General features: G+C 61.6%; 14 protein-coding genes. All 14 read right to left on the reverse strand.

The window, feature by feature from the left end:
- Positions 1-94: 94 nt before the first annotated feature.
- Positions 95-1,114: a flagellar motor switch protein FliG gene (gene fliG / locus VXM67_RS19105; protein WP_023381528.1), complete on the reverse strand. Its 1,020-nt coding sequence runs from the start codon at positions 1,112-1,114 to the stop codon at positions 95-97.
- Positions 1,107-2,885 carry a flagellar basal-body MS-ring/collar protein FliF gene (fliF, locus tag VXM67_RS19110; RefSeq protein WP_027908240.1) on the reverse strand — a complete coding sequence of 593 codons (1,779 nt, stop codon included), beginning with the start codon at positions 2,883-2,885 and terminating at the stop codon, positions 1,107-1,109. Before fliF ends, fliG begins: the two co-directional genes overlap by 8 nt.
- Positions 2,886-2,901: 16 nt before the next feature.
- Positions 2,902-3,234 carry a flagellar hook-basal body complex protein FliE gene (gene fliE / locus VXM67_RS19115; RefSeq protein ID WP_023381530.1) on the reverse strand — a complete coding sequence of 111 codons (333 nt, stop codon included), beginning with the start codon at positions 3,232-3,234 and terminating at the stop codon, positions 2,902-2,904.
- 107 nt (positions 3,235-3,341) lie between these two features.
- On the reverse strand, positions 3,342-4,718 hold the full coding sequence (locus tag VXM67_RS19120; protein WP_023381531.1) for a sigma-54 dependent transcriptional regulator: 1,377 nt from the start codon (positions 4,716-4,718) through the stop codon (positions 3,342-3,344).
- Complete coding sequence (locus VXM67_RS19125) at positions 4,718-5,935, reverse strand: ATP-binding protein (RefSeq protein ID WP_104883418.1); 1,218 nt, start codon at positions 5,933-5,935, stop codon at positions 4,718-4,720. The genes VXM67_RS19120 and VXM67_RS19125 overlap by 1 nt, the downstream gene beginning before the upstream one ends.
- 347 nt (positions 5,936-6,282) lie before the next feature.
- On the reverse strand, positions 6,283-7,758 hold the full coding sequence (fleQ, locus tag VXM67_RS19130; RefSeq protein WP_023381533.1) for a transcriptional regulator FleQ: 1,476 nt from the start codon (positions 7,756-7,758) through the stop codon (positions 6,283-6,285).
- 166 nt (positions 7,759-7,924) lie between these two features.
- Entirely contained in the window at positions 7,925-8,221 is a 297-nt protein-coding gene (locus VXM67_RS19135) for a hypothetical protein (protein WP_023381534.1), read from the reverse strand.
- A 13-nt stretch (positions 8,222-8,234) separates the two neighbouring features.
- Positions 8,235-8,630 carry a flagellar export chaperone FliS gene (fliS, locus tag VXM67_RS19140; protein WP_027908237.1) on the reverse strand — a complete coding sequence of 132 codons (396 nt, stop codon included), beginning with the start codon at positions 8,628-8,630 and terminating at the stop codon, positions 8,235-8,237.
- Positions 8,631-8,830: 200 nt separating this feature from the next.
- On the reverse strand, positions 8,831-10,246 hold the full coding sequence (fliD, locus tag VXM67_RS19145) for a flagellar filament capping protein FliD (protein WP_023381536.1): 1,416 nt from the start codon (positions 10,244-10,246) through the stop codon (positions 8,831-8,833).
- 83 nt (positions 10,247-10,329) lie between these two features.
- Positions 10,330-10,683, reverse strand: a complete 354-nt coding sequence (locus tag VXM67_RS19150) for a flagellar protein FlaG (RefSeq protein ID WP_023381537.1) — start codon at positions 10,681-10,683, stop codon at positions 10,330-10,332.
- Positions 10,684-10,753: 70 nt separating this feature from the next.
- Complete coding sequence (locus VXM67_RS19155; protein WP_023381538.1) at positions 10,754-11,608, reverse strand: flagellin domain-containing protein; 855 nt, start codon at positions 11,606-11,608, stop codon at positions 10,754-10,756.
- 217 nt (positions 11,609-11,825) lie between these two features.
- A complete protein-coding gene (locus VXM67_RS19160) occupies positions 11,826-12,074 on the reverse strand; it encodes a hypothetical protein (protein WP_104881400.1) in 249 nt (82 codons plus the stop codon).
- Positions 12,071-13,363 carry a 6-hydroxymethylpterin diphosphokinase MptE-like protein gene (locus tag VXM67_RS19165; protein WP_023381540.1) on the reverse strand — a complete coding sequence of 431 codons (1,293 nt, stop codon included), beginning with the start codon at positions 13,361-13,363 and terminating at the stop codon, positions 12,071-12,073. Before VXM67_RS19165 ends, VXM67_RS19160 begins: the two co-directional genes overlap by 4 nt.
- Positions 13,364-13,416: 53 nt before the next feature.
- A complete protein-coding gene (locus VXM67_RS19170; protein WP_023381541.1) occupies positions 13,417-14,361 on the reverse strand; it encodes a ketoacyl-ACP synthase III in 945 nt (314 codons plus the stop codon).
- Positions 14,362-14,383 lie beyond the last annotated feature (22 nt).

Below are 14,383 nucleotides of genomic sequence, written 5' to 3' on the forward strand. Positions count from 1 at the left end.
CGTCGGCAAGGGCAACCTCATCGGCTGGCCTGGTGCATTCGCGGATAAACCCGCGCCACAGGGGCAGCACCAGCCAGCATGAACCGGCAACCTTTTAAATCATTTCCTCGGCGCCCTTGCCGCCAAGCACGATCTCGCCGGCTTCGGCCATACGACGGGCAATGGTGAGGATTTCCTTCTGCGCCGTTTCCACGTCGCTGACGCGCACCGGGCCCTTGGCCTCCAGGTCGTCGCGCAGCAGCTCCGACGCACGCTTGGACATGTTCTTGAAGATCTTGTCCTTGACCCGCTCGTCGGCGCCTTTGAGCGACACCACCAGCACGTCGGAGGATACCTCGCGCAACAGTGCCTGGATGCCCCGGTCGTCGACATCGGCCAGGTTGTTGAAGACGAACATCAAGTCTTCGATCTGCTCCGACAGGTCGTTGTCGATTTCGCGGATCGAGTCCATCAGTGCACCTTCCACGGAGCTGTCGAGGAAGTTCATGATGTCGGCTGCACGCTTGATACCGCCCAAGGTGGTCCGCGCGGCGTTGGAGTTGCCCGAGAACTGCTTCTCGAGGATCTGGTTCAGCTCTTTAAGCGCCGCCGGCTGCACGGTGTTGAGCGACGACACACGCAGGATGATGTCCAGACGCACCTTGTGGTCGAAGTTGCTCAGCACTTCGCCAGCCTGGTCGGGGTCGAGGTAGGCCACCACGATCGCCTGGATCTGCGGGTGCTCGTAGCGGATGACGTCGGCCACGGCTCGCGGCTCCATCCACTTGAGGCTGTCCAGGCCGCTGGTGTTGCCACCGAGCAGGATGCGGTCGATCAGGCCGTTGGCCTTGTCTTCGCCCAGCGCCTGGTTGAGCATCTTGCGGATGTAGCCATCAGAGCCAACCCCCAGGCTGGTCTGGTCGCCGACGATGTCGACGAACTCGCTCATCACCTGCTCGACCTGCTCTCGATGCACATTGCCCATCTGCGCCATGGCCACACCGACCCGCTGCACTTCCTTGGGCCCCATGTGTCGCAGGACCTGGGCGGCATCGGTTTCGCCCAGGGACAGCAGGAGAATGGCCGCTTTGTCGACGCGGCTCAGCTTGGCGGCAACGGCTCGGTTATCACTCATCGGCGTTAATCCACTCTTTCACGACCTGAGCCACACGGCCCGGATCTTCGGCCACCAGGCCCTTGATTGCGTTGAGCTGTGCCTCATACCCTTCGGAAGGGCTTGGCAACAGAATGCTGCTCGGGCCACCCAAGCTGACGCGGTCGTTGGCCAACTCGCCATCCAGACCGATCATGCCGCCCAGCTCCATGTCGCTGTCCGTGGCAGCCTGCTTGCCGCCGCCGGTAATGTTGTTGAGCACCGGACGCAGCACGCCGAACACCAGCACCAGGATGAACAGTACACCCAGGACCTGCTTGACGATGTCCCAGAACCACGGCTGCTGGTAGAACGCGATGTCGGCGATCTCTTCGCCACGGTCGGCAGCGAACGGTACGTTGATCACGGTCACGCTGTCGCCACGGCTGGCGTCGAAGCCTACCGCGTCCTGCACCAGGCGGGTGAACCGCGCCAGGTCCTCGGCCCCCCAGGGGGTGCGGGTGCTCTCGCCGCTGGCGGCGTCGACCTTGACCTGGTCGTCGACCACCACGGCCACCGACAGGCGGGTCAGGCGACCTTGTTGTTGACGGGTGTGGCTGATGGAGCGGTCAAGTTCGAAGTTCTTGGTGGTCTGCTGCCGCTTGTCGGCCGGGTACGGCGCAAGCATCGGCTGGCCGGTGGCCGGGTCCATGATCTGCTGACCATTGGCATCCACCAGGGGCTGGCCCGGCTGGATGGCGCCGGCAGCGGGTGCGGCAGCGGTGGCATTCTCGGGCGCCGAGGCGCCTGCCGGCGGCTGATTGCTCAGCGCACCCGGCACACCCTGCGGGCCCTGGCTGCTGCTGCGCTGCTCGTTGACCGACTGCTCGCTGCGCAGCGCCGGTTGGTCCGGGTTGAACTGCTCGGAGGTGGACTCCACCGCGCTGAAGTCAAGGTCAGCGGACACTTCGGCCTTGTAGCGGTCGTTGCCCAGGACCGGCTGCAGGATATTGTGCACGCGCTGGGTCAGCATGCTTTCCATGCGGCGGCTGTAGTCGAACTGCTTGCCGGCCATGGTCAGGGCGGTGTCCTGCAACTGGTCGGACAGCAGGTTACCCTTCTGGTCGACCACGGTGACCTGCGACTTTTCCAGTTCCGGTACGCTAGTGGCGACCAGGTTGACGATGGCCATCACCTGACCCGCCTCCAGGGCACGGCCTGGATACAACTCGACCAGTACCGACGCACTTGGCTTGCGCTCGTCACGGACGAACACCGAGCTTTTAGGGATCGCCAGGTGCACACGCGCCGCTTTGACATTGTTCAGGCTGGAGATGGTCCGCGCCAGCTCACCTTCCAGGCCACGGCGGTAGCGAGTGGCCTCCATGAACTGGCTGGTGCCCAGGCCTTGCTCTTTGTCGAGAATCTCGAAGCCTACATTACCGTCGCTTGGCGCCACGCCGGCAGCAGCCAGTTTCAGGCGCGCACGGGAGAGGTCGTCGGCCTTGACCAGTAGCGCACCGGAGTTAGGCTCGACGTTGTAGGGAATGTCGGCAGCCGCCAGCACGTCCATGACCTGCTTGGTGTCCATGCCGGCCAGGCTGCCGTACAACGGACGATAGTCAGGCTGTTGCGACCAGAGCACCACGGCGAAGCCGATCGCCACGCTGGCTGCCAGCCCGACCAACAGGCCGACCTGACGCAGCATGGGCATCTGCGAGATGTTTTCCAGGAACGCCATGCCGAACAGCGGCGGCTTGGCCACTGGCGGGCCACTTTTGGCGGGGGCGTTATCGACGACTGCTTCGGCCATGACTTAACTTCCGTCCTTAAACTGGCATCTGCATGATGTCCTGGTACGACTGAACCAGCTTGTTACGTACCTGCGTCAGGGCCTGGAAGGACACCGAGGCTTTCTGCGAAGCAATCATCACGTCGGTCAGGTCGACGCCGCTCTTGCCGATCTCGAAGGCATTGGCCAGCTGGGTGGACGCCTGCTGGGTCTCATGCACCTTGTTGATGGCCTGGCCGAGCATGTCGGCGAAGCTGCTTTGGCCTGGCGCCAGCTCTGCGGCGACCGACGCCTTGGGCGCGGACATGGCTTCGGCCTGCATGGCACGCATGTCCAACATCAGACGATTGAATTCAACACCTTGGCTCATGGACTTCTCTCTCCGGCGGCCGCATTTTTTTGACACTGATGCAGCGGATAGCCTGGAGCTAGCAACAAGAGTGCCAGCCCGCACACCATCCTGCTAATTCGTGGTTTTCAACCGTACAGACTGGCTTCTACATCGAGCCCGGCATCCCGCATCTGCGCCAGCTTGTAGCGCAAGGTGCGTGGGCTGATCCCCAGCCGCTCGGCAGCTTCCTTGCGGCGCCCACGTTCGGCGCGCAGGGTGTCGATGATCATCTGGAATTCGTGACGACGCATGTCATCACCCAACCCAGAGCCCTCGACCGTCAAATCTTCAGATAATGGCGCAGTAATGGCACCGCCCGAAGTCGCCAAGGGTATGGCGCCAGCCAGGCAGAAATCCGCCGCCTCGATGACCCCGCCTTGCTGCAGGATCAAAGCCCGCTGCAGCGCATTGTCCAACTCTCGGACGTTGCCGGGCCAGGCATAACCCTGCAGGCAAGCCCGCGCATCGGCGGACAGCCGCACCGGCGCATGCTTCATCTTCGCCACATGGCGCGCCAGCAGACGCTCGGCCAGCGGCAGGATATCGCCACTGCGTTCGCGCAGCGGCTGCCACGCCAAGGGGAATACCGAAAGACGGTAGTAAAGGTCCTCGCGGAATCGCCCCGCCGACACTTCACCCGCCAGATCACGGTTGGTAGTGGCCAGTACCCGAATATCCAGCGTGACCGGCTTGCGCCCACCTACCCGCTCCACCTCGCGCTCTTGCAGCACGCGCAGCAACTTGGCTTGCAACCCCAGCGGCATCTCGGAAATCTCATCGAGCAGCAAGGTGCCGCCGTTGGCCTGCTCGAACTTACCCTCCTGGGCGGCGATCGCACCGGTGAAAGCGCCTTTCTCGTGACCGAACAAGGTCGCTTCGAGCATGTTGTCCGGAATGGCCGCGCAATTGATTGCCACGAATGGCTGCGCCGCACGCAACGACTGCTGGTGAATGTAACGCGCCAGCACTTCCTTGCCGGTGCCCGACTCACCCGAGATCAACACCGTGGAGTCGCTGCGCGCAACCCGCGCCGCCAACTCCAGCAATTGCCGGCTGGCCGGCTCGCAAGCCACTGGCCCGTCTTCGTCAGCCGGCCCCACCCGCCCTGCGGCATGGCGCTCCACCAGGCTTAGCAACGCCTTGGGCTCGAACGGCTTGACCAGGTAATCGACAGCGCCCTGGCGCATCGCATCGACGGCGCGCTCCACCGCAGCATGAGCGGTCATCAGCAGCACCGGCAAATGGGGGTGATGACGGCGCAACTGCGCCAAGAGTTGGTGACCGTCCATGCCCGGCATGTTCACATCACTGACCACCAGGCTGAACGCCTCGCCGCTTGCCGCTTCGAGCGCCTCTTCGGCACTACCGACCGCGCGGTAGCCATAGCCGCCGATTTCCAGGGTGTCGCCCAGCGCCTGGCGCAACACGCGGTCATCCTCGACCAGCAGCACCTTGATCTGCATTACATGACCTCCACTGGCTGCCCATCGATCAATGGCAGCTCTACCCTGACACAGGTGCCTCGCCCCACTTTCGAACGCAGGCACACGCGCCCTTGGTGCGCACGCACGACCGCCTTTACCACCGCCAGGCCCAGCCCGGTACCAGTGGCCTTGGTGGTCACGAACGGCTCACCCAGACGTTCGAGCACATCAGCCGCGATACCGCAGCCGGCATCGCTGACACACAGGTGCAGCACCTGCTCTCGCCGATACAGGTGCACCTTGATCCGAGCCTGGCCACCACTGGCCTGCAAGGCATTTTCAAGAAGGTTGAGCAACGCGCCGACCAAGGTGTCGCGATTGCACAGCAACTCCCCCAGATGACTGTCACACTGCCAACGCACGGCATGCCCCTGGACATGCGACTGCGCCGCCTGCTGCAGCGCCTGGAACAACCCCTTGGGCGTGATGCGATCCCCCAACGGCAACTCGCCACGGGCAAACACCAGCATGTCGCGCACCTGGTGCTCCAGTTCGTGCAAGCGCTCCTTGAGATTGCTGGCGAAGCGATGCCGCGTCTGCGGCGCAAGGGTTTGGCTTTCGTCCGCCAAATGACTGGCGTAGAGCATGGCCGCCGACAACGGCGTACGAATCTGATGAGCCAGGGAAGCGACCATGCGCCCGAGGGACGACAGGCGCTCGTGACGGGCCAACTGGTCCTGCAGGCGCCGAGTTTCGGTCAGGTCATTGAGCAGTACCAACTGACCGGGCTCAGCGTCCAGCGAGCGCGTGGCGATGGACAAGCGCCGCCCATCGCGCAGGGACACCTCGTGGCCGTCATCCTTGCGCGGGGCGAAACTGCGAGCGATCACTTCGCGCCACAATTGTCCCACCAGCGGCTCACCCAACAGGTCGCACGCGGCCGGATTGGCCTCGCTCACCAGCCCCTGCCCATCGATCACGATGATCCCGCCCGGCAGCAAGTCCAGCAGATTCTGCAAACGATTGGCCAAGCGTTCCTTCTCTCCCAGCTCATCCATGCGCTGCGCACTGACGACCGCCAACTCGCCACGCAGCTCGCTGACGCGCGCCTCGAGCATGTTGTAGGACTCGTTGAGCTGAGTGGATACCTGATTGAACAGAGCGAAGGCCTGCTCAAGCCCCTGTCGACTCTCCTGTTCGACCGAGGCACCCCCTTGCGGATTCGGGGTTCGGGAAAAGTGGGCGGCCTGGGGCATCGTGCTCTCTCGCGTGGCTGACCGTCATAAAAACGGTATGGTGCCAGCGGTGTAGCAATAGCCGTGCCGGAGATGGGGGTTTGTGCAGTGTACGCCCTTGGGATTTGCGGTGCGGCGCATCACGAGCAAGACACGCACGTTGTTTCAGGCCAACTATGTCTGCGCGATAGCGAGCCCCACGAACAAGGCGGTCGCGCGCGCCTGTCACTGACGTTACTGGCCCGAAACAGACGTAGGAGCGAGCCTTGCTCGCGATGCGCCGCGCGGGCGGCGCTCGATGTTCGCCACACCGCACAGCGCAAGGCTTACGCAAGGCTTACGCCAGCCTTACGCAAGCCTTACCCCAATCAATCCTCAGCCTGATCCTCGCCCCCCTGGCGACTCATGCCGTACTTGCGCATCTTCTCCACCAAGGTGGTCCGACGAATACGCAAACGTTCAGCCGCTCGCGCAACGATACCGTTGGCATCGTCCAATGCCTGCTGGATAAGCCCTTGTTCGAGGCTACCCAGGTAGTCCTTCAGATCCAGCCCTTCAGGCGGCAACATGGCATGGTTGGCGAAGTTCGGCGTATGGCCATTGATGGCGACGCGCTCTTCGAGGTCGCTGCGCAAGCTGTCGACCAACTGCTCGTCTTCATCGTCGACGTAACGGAACTTCTTCGGCAACTCCGAGACGCCAATCACCCCGTACGGATGCATGATCGCCATGCGCTCGACCAAGTTGGCCAGTTCGCGGACGTTACCCGGCCAGCCGTGACGGCACAGCGACATGATCGAGGCCGAGTTGAAGCGGATCGAGCCACGCTTTTCGTGCTCCATGCGCGAAATCAGCTCGTTCATCAGCAGCGGGATGTCTTCCACACGCTCACGCAGCGGCGCCATTTCGATGGGGAATACATTGAGTCGGTAGTACAGGTCCTCGCGGAAGGTCCCGTCCTCGATCATGGTCTCGAGGTTCTTGTGGGTTGCCGCGATGATGCGTACATCGATGCTCTGGGTCTTGTTGCTGCCAACGCGTTCGAAGGTACGTTCCTGCAGCACGCGCAGCAGCTTGACCTGCATCGGCAACGGCATGTCACCGATTTCGTCGAGGAACAACGTACCACCATTGGCGAGCTCGAAGCGCCCGGCGCGGCTGGTGATGGCCCCAGTGAAGGCGCCCTTCTCGTGGCCGAATAGCTCGCTTTCGAGCAGCTCGGCTGGGATCGCGCCGCAGTTGACCGGCACGAAAGGCGCTTCGCGACGCTTGGAGTGGTAGTGCAGGTTGCGCGCCACCACTTCCTTGCCGGTGCCGGACTCACCCAGGATCAGCACGCTGGCATCGGTGTCAGCCACCTGCTGCATCATCTGCCGCACATGCTGGATCGCCCGGCTGGTACCCACCAGGCTGCGGAACAGGTTCGGCTCACGCTGCCGACCACGCTCGCGCGCCTGGTCGTACATCTCGCGATAGACCTGGGCACGGTGCAGGGAATCGAGCAACTGACTGTAGCTTGGCGGCATTTCCAGGTTGGACAGGACTCGACGGCGCAGGTCTTCCGGGAACTCCGCGGAAGAAATTTCACCTAAAAGCAAAACAGGAAGGAACTCATCCCAACCTGCCACGGTCTTAAGGAGCCCGAGCACTCCACCAGGAGCTTTTACAGTACCGATCAGCACGCACAGTACTTCGCGACTCGACGACAATGGCTCGACCACCCGCTGCCAGTCCTGGCTGGAACATGGGAGGTTTTCTTCGCCGAGGAAGTTCAGAACCACCGCCAGATCGCGGCGGCGCTCGCTGTCGTCATCGATCAGGAGAATTTTGGTTTCACGCCACATGCAATAGCAACTTCCCTAGTCATATCGGCGCCCTTAGGCGTGCTCGAGATCATTCCGACTGAATGGTCAGTGTTCGGACGTCTGAAATTCGAAAACAGCCACTAGTAAAGTCAAAAAACAGCACGTAGTCAAATTAATGGCGCACGGCTTTTTTGCACATCTGTGGTCAACTGAACAGATGGTATACCTTGGCGGCACTTTTCGCCTGACGGATTTGCGTCATCTCGTCGACTATTGATTGACGCTCGCCACTTGCAACCTCGATTAGCTGCTGATAAACGCCCAGCAGACTTTCCAGGCTCGAACGTACCGCTGCCTCATTGCTGAGCGCCTCGGCCAGCACATCCTCGACACAAATACGGCACTCAAGGTCGAGCTCGCTGACCACATTCCAGTCACGGCTGGCCAAAGCTGCCTGCAATGCATCGCGGGTTCGCTCGATACGTTCGATCACCTCGCTCATACAACCTCCCGGCTCAGGGTGCCGTCGACTGATCGCCGATCGCGTCCCAGCCTTCCTTGACCGTGGTCAGCAAGTCCCTGACCTCGTCGAGGATTGCCGGATCATTATGGATATTGGCCTCGCTCAGACGGCGAGTCATGTACAGGTACAGGTTGTCGAGGCGATTGAGGTCGTCGGTCATGTTGTCCCGATCCAGGCCTTCACGCAGCCCGCCAATGATGCCGATAGCCTTGCCGATCGCGATGCCTTTGCCGGCGATGTCCTTGCGCTGCATCGCACCACTGGCCTGAGCGATACGGTCCAGGCCGCCTTCCATCAGCATCTGCACCAGACGATGCGGGCTCGCCTCGGAGGTCTGCGCCTGGGCGCCGATCTTTTGATATTGCCGAAGGGCTAACATTGGATTCATGGGGTACCTCGTCACCACGGGGTTGCTGTATGACCGGGCTATCGGCGCGGCGTCAAAAAACTTTAGGGAGAATACAAAAAGCCCAACGAAGCGTCACGCTTCGTCGGGCTTTTGGCGTCGGCTCTACCACACCCCATCGCCTCATCAACCGGACAACTCGAAGGAAGATGCCAGGTCCTTGCCATGAAGTGCCGGGTGCGTCAGGAATTCTTCTGCTGGGCCGACATCGCTTCGAAAATCGAAAGCACGCTGTCGCGCTGGGCGTTGAGCTGACCCACCAAGGTGTCCATGGTGTTGTACTTCTTGGTCAGCGAGGCCTCGAGATCCTTGATGCGAGCGTCGAGGGAACTCTGCTCCAGGCTCAAGCTCTTCTTGGCCGCCTCGAGCGACTTGTTGCGCTCGTCCAGCACACCACCGGAGGCCGAGAACGGCTCCATCGCCTTGGTCATGCGGTCGAGCAGACCACCATCACCATTGAACAGGTTCTGCACCTCGCCACCGAGCTTCTGATCATTGATCGCCTTGGTGAACTTGGTGCTATCGAACTCGAGTAGGCCGGTACCCTGAACGGTGTTGATCCCCAACTGCGAGAGAACGGTCAGCTGGCCCGAGCCACCCGTACCCGGCACCACCAGCTCGTTGCGCAGGGCCGACTGCATACTGCGAATCGCCGAATCGCCCGCCAGCGCCGGAGAGGTCCAGGTACCGTCCGACCCTTTGACCGACACACTCACGGTATTGATGGTGGTGACCAAGGCGTTATAGGCGTCGACGAACGACTGCACAGACTTCTTCAGGCCATCGGTGTTCGCGGCCACGGTGATGGTCACCGGAGAAAGCGCGTCAGTCTTGGACACCAGTTCGAACGTCATGCCACTGATCGCATTGTCGACCTTGTTCGACTTGCTGGTGAGGCTCATGCCATCGATAGTGAACTGGGCATCCACTGCCAGGTTACCGATGCGGCCAGCACCACCCGCGTCGGTCATCTGCGTAGCGGGGTCGATGGTCAGCTCGGCAATGCCCGAGGTGGAAATATCCGAGCCTGCACCCATGGTGTCGGAGCTCAACACCAGACGCGAACCGGTTCCGTCATTGACGATGTTGGCAGTGAAGCCTTTCGACGTCGCCTGGGCATTGATCGCGTCACGCGCCTGCTGCAGCGTGGCGTTGGCAGGAATGGTGACATCGACATTAGTGCCGTTCTGGGTGATGGTCAGCGTACCGCCGCTGGCAGACACCACCGAGCTGCTATCGGTAAAGCGCTGGCTGGCCACGCGCGATGCCGTTGCCAACTGATTGACCTGGATCGAATAGCTACCATTGACCGCCGAACTGCCAGCGGTGGCCTTGACGTACTTGTCATTGGAGGTCGATGCCACGGAACCAAGGAACGCCGGGTTGGCACTGTCGTTGAGCTTTTCCAGCGCCGTCTTGTAGGCAGTCAGCGCGCTCTTGAGGCTGCCGACCGCCGAAATGGATGCCGTGTTCGCCGTGGTTCGACGATCGAGCTGACTCTGCTTGGGGGTTTTCTCAGCATCAACCAGGGCCTTCACAATGGACGCGGTATCGAGACCGGAACCCAGTCCCAAACTCGGTAGAATTGGACTTGCCATTACATCCTCCTTCTCTGGTTAACGCCGAAAAGCTGAGCTGCCTCGTCAGTATCGGTGCAAAAATTCAAATGACCTGCCAGCCTTCAGGCTTTCTCATCGAAGAGCAGACTGTTGACGTCGTGCAAGCTCCGAGCCAGTTCCAGTGCAGTTTCCGATGGGATCTGACGAATCACCTCGCCACTGTCGCGGGCGACAACCTTGACGACCCACGTACCGGTGGAATCATCCACCGAAAATTCCAGGTTGCGCTGCAACGACTGGACAAAATCCTGTATTTCCTTCACAGCCGAATGCAACTCGGCCTCGCTCTTGGGAGCGTCTTCTTGCGATGTCTTGCGAACCTGCCCGTAGGCTTTCTCGGCCGCATCATCCTTGTGGGTATTGCCGGCCAGCGGCGACACCGGATACGACGGGCTCGACTTGACGCTTATGTCCATCGCACTTCACCTCTAAAAGTAAAAAGCGAGAGAGTGCCCAGGCACTCCCTCGCCAAACTTCATCGCGCTATTACTGAAGCAGTTTCAGTACGGCGGACGGCAGCTGGTTGGCCTGAGCCAGAACTGCGGTCGAAGCTTGCTGCAGGGTTTGCTGCTTGGTCAGCTGAGCGGTTTCTGCGGCGAAGTCGGTGTCCTGAACACGGCCCATGGCGGCAGCCGAGTTCTCGTTCATGCTTTGCAGGTTGTTGATGGTGGACTGGAAGCGGTTCTGGATAGCACCCAGGTCCGACTTCTTGTTGTCAACGGTTTGCAGAGCGGCGTCGATCGCGGTGATGGCGGCGTCAACCGAGGTGTGAACAGCGGAGTCCGAAGTACCCGAGATCGCCAGGGTGCCGGTGCCGACAGCCAGGGTCGATGCAGCGAACGAGGAGGTCATCGAAACGCTCAGGATCTGGCTGGTACCAGTCATTGCGCCGACCTGGAACTCCATGGTGCCAGCGGTGCCGTTCAGCAGTTGCTTGCTGGTACCGAAGGTGGTGGAGGTGGCGATACGAGTGATCTCGTCGGACTTGGCAGCGAACTCTTTGTTCAGAGCAGCGCGTTCAGTGGTGCCGTTGGAGTCGTTACGTGCCTGCAGAGCCAGCTCACGCATACGCTGCAGGATGTTGGTGATTTCCGACAGCGCGCCTTCAGCGGTCTGAGTGATCGAGTTACCGTCGTTGGCGTTCTTGATGGCAACGGTGGTACCGGTAACCATGGTCTGCAGCTTGTTGGCGATCTGCTGACCAGCGGCGTCGTCCTTGGCGCTGTTGATACGCAGGCCGGAAGACAGACGGGTCATCGAGGTGCTCAGAGCGTCGGAAGCTTTGTTCAGGTTCTTCTGCACGCCCAGCGAAGTGGTGTTGGTGTTTACGGTTAATGCCATGACGAATTCCTCGTTGGATGGATACTACGGCTTCCGGCCCTGGCATCCGCCGGGTGTGGCCTAGAGAACCTTCGTAATGGTTATCGTCGGGTTTGCAAGTTGCTTTAGCGGTTTTCCAAAAAAAAATGCCATCACCGCGCCACCCCTTGCAAATCGGGCCTTTCAGCCCCGCACTCCGGCATCCCGCTCACCATTCCCCTGTGAACCACGTCACATTTCAGCGCGAGGCGCCCTGCTCGATCAGGTGCACCAGCTCGTATTCGAGGTAATCAGCCAGCGCCAACCAGTCCTGGCGCTGCTGCGCATCGAGCATGGCCTGCAGAACCACCGCCCCCGCCTCAGCGTCGACCTGCGCCAGCACTGCATCGAACAACTCGACCATGCGCACCGCCCCCTCCACATCCCGCCCGAGACGCAACAACGCGGCACACTCACGGGCGGCCCCCACCTGATTGGCAGCAGTCATGGACAGAACTCCGGGTCGAAGGTGGTGCCGGCGATGTGCGCGCCGGCCCGGCTGGTATTGTGGAACCGCACCTGAGGATGGCGCGCGATGAATCGCTCCAGCTCGATCAGGTAGCCACGGAAGTTCAGCTGGGTGCGTACCCGCTGACCATGGCCATCGAGCACCCAATGCTGCGCAGCCGCAAGAGACGGACCGAGCACGCCGTCGTCCCAGCCGGTATGGGTGCGGTTACCCGGGAAGGCGAAATCGGCGCCGAACAAAGTAATGCACGCCGCCCCCATTTTCACCGCCAGGTCCGTTGCCGGGTGAATCACGCTGCCGCCGACGAACAACTCGGCGCGCGGTATCTCTTGTCGCACCTGGGCATACAGCGCGCTGGCGGAATAGCCGGCGTAGCGCGGCCCGCGCCAGTTGCCCAGCAACTCGACGTCCAGCATCGGCATGTACACCAGTGCGGTTGTCGCCGAGTCGTCCGGCGGCAAGTGGTGCAAGCGGATCTTGTGATCGACACTGACCACGATGTCAGGCTGGATGCCGGCCCGCAGCAGCGGCAGGTAGGCAGTGTCGACACAGATGAACAGTGGCCGCTCAGCCTGGGCACGCACCCGCGCCAGGGCTGGCAGGTGCCCAGCCAGGGACGGCCCAGTGGCGATCACATAGCAGTCTCGTCCGGCCTGGGTGCCGAACAGGTCGGCCACATCAGGGTCCTGACGCAGCAACGGCAAACTGTCTTCGAGCAGCTTCTGCAAGCGCGGGTCAGCCGCATCGAAGGCGCGATTGTTGTCCGCCAGGTGCGCCTCACTGATCAGCCGGTCGCGAATCTTCGCGTTGAAGTCATCGGCCAGCACACGCTCGGATGGCAAAGCGAAGAATGGCAGGGCAATTTCCGCACTGTCACCGGCGTAAGCCAGTTCGACCCGAGGGTCTGCCAGCCAGTCGGACTGATCGAGCAGTTGCAGCACCAGCTTGAACAAGGCGCCATTGAGCAGGTACACCTGCAGCCGGACCAGCTCCGGCCGCTCCAGCAGCACGCGCTGCAGGTCACCCAGACCGGTACCGTAGAGATGGAGGATGGCACTGTCGACCGGCAAGCTCGCCGCCTGCAGACGTGCTTCGGCGAGCCGGTCGTGCCGACTGGTGAGCTGAACGCCGGACACGCTCAAGGTCGAGCCCAGGCCCTCCACCAGTTCGACTTCGAGCGCGCCGTCCGCCTCGCCTTGCAAGCGCTCGAACAGCGCTGGCCAGCGGGCCTGCAGCACTTCAGCATTACGCTGGAAAAACTCGCTCATGGGTTGAGCTTCCCTTACCTGCGAAACGCCGAAGAGTAACCTACTGGCAGCGCTTATTCAGCCTTGTAGAGAATCGCCGAACCCCACGACAGGCCGACGCCGAAGCCGCTGATGGCAACGCGCTTCCAGGTGCTGTCGAACATGTGCTTCTGCAACAGCAGCGGAACGCTCGAGGACACGGTGTTGCCGGTCTCGAGCATGTCCTTGATGAACTTGTCGGCTTGGGACTTCTCGGGATCTTCCTCGAAGCGTCGCGCCACGGCATCGACGATCGCAGCGCTGCCCTGGTGAATGCAGAAAGCGTCGATGTCGCTGTTCTCCAGACCTGACTCGCCCAGCAGTTCATGCAGGTGCGCCGGCACCTTGATCAAAGCGAAGTTGAAGACCTGACGACCATTCATGTAGAACTCGCCATCGGTGACCTTCAGGTGCGGCGCGCCGCCACCGTCGGTGCCGAACTTCGCCTTGCCCAGCTGCCAGGTGGCGCTCTCGCCCATCCAGGTAGCGGTGGCGGCATCGCCGAACAGCATGGTGGTGTTGCGATCTTCCGGGTTGACGATCTTCGAGTACGGGTCGGCGGTCACCAACAGGCCGTTCTTCAGGCCTGCGGCCTCCATGAAGCCTTTGAGCGCATAGATGCCATAGACGTAGCCCGAGCAGCCCAGGGAGATGTCGAAGGCCGCGACATGGGTCGGCAAGCCGAGCTTGTGCTGGACGATGGCCGCCGTGTGGGGCAGGCCTTCCTCGTCACCGTTCTGGGTGACGACGATCAGCGCGTCGATCGACTCGCGCTTGAGTTGCGGATTGGCGGCGAACAGGTTGTTGACCGCTTCGACGCACAGATCGGAGGTTTCCTGTTCATCGTCCTTGCGGGGCAGGAAGCTCGCGCCGATCTTGCCGAACATGAACGCTTCGTCCTTGCCGAATTTAGCGCCTTGTACATAGTTGTCCAGGCCGGCAGCGGGCACATAGCTCGCGATGCTTTTAATGCCGATCATCATGGCTTCCCAATAAATAACA

The sequence above is a fragment of the Pseudomonas sp. Rh2 genome, from assembly GCF_040762985.1.
Taxonomy (GTDB): domain Bacteria; phylum Pseudomonadota; class Gammaproteobacteria; order Pseudomonadales; family Pseudomonadaceae; genus Aquipseudomonas; species Aquipseudomonas taiwanensis.